This is a genomic window from Bradyrhizobium sp. NBAIM08 (assembly GCF_020193935.1).
In the GTDB taxonomy this organism is placed as follows: Bacteria; Pseudomonadota; Alphaproteobacteria; order Rhizobiales; family Xanthobacteraceae; genus Bradyrhizobium; species Bradyrhizobium yuanmingense.
Genome location: NZ_JADYVR010001157.1, coordinates 1 through 392, shown reverse-complemented (window position 1 = coordinate 392; position 392 = coordinate 1). Strand labels below are relative to the sequence as shown.

The 392-nt window shown below is 63.8% G+C and carries 1 protein-coding gene; it reads right to left on the bottom strand.

Annotated elements, in window-relative coordinates; all coding sequences use genetic code 11:
• Positions 1–150: 150 nt before the first annotated feature.
• Positions 151–392 (bottom strand): hypothetical protein (locus I6F37_RS43930; RefSeq protein WP_225154975.1); only part of this gene is annotated, 242 nt, incomplete at its 5' end.

Here is a 392-nt window from a genome sequence, read left to right as displayed (position 1 = left end):
GGATGCGCGATTGCGCGGCGTGAAGGGGATTGTCCAGCGCCGCCAGCGCCGGATCTGCGCGGCCAATCAACTGGTCAGCCGCCTTTTGCCAGGCCAGGCGCTCGCGCTGGGCGCGCGTCATTGCGCTTGGTCGCGCGGTCAGGCGCGAATTCACGCCGCCCGCTTCGAACACGTCGAGGAGCTGGAATAAAACCCCGGCACCTGGCTGGCCATCGCCAGCGACATGGTGTCGAACAAGAGTTTCTGCGTGGTCTCGTCGCGTGCGATGACACGCAAGCCTTCATGCAATGCACGGGCCAGCAGATAAGGGCGGAAGGGGTTTTCACGCTCGCGCACTTCGACCTCGTCGTGCATTTGCGCGATGATCAGATTGATGCGGCCGAGGCTGATAC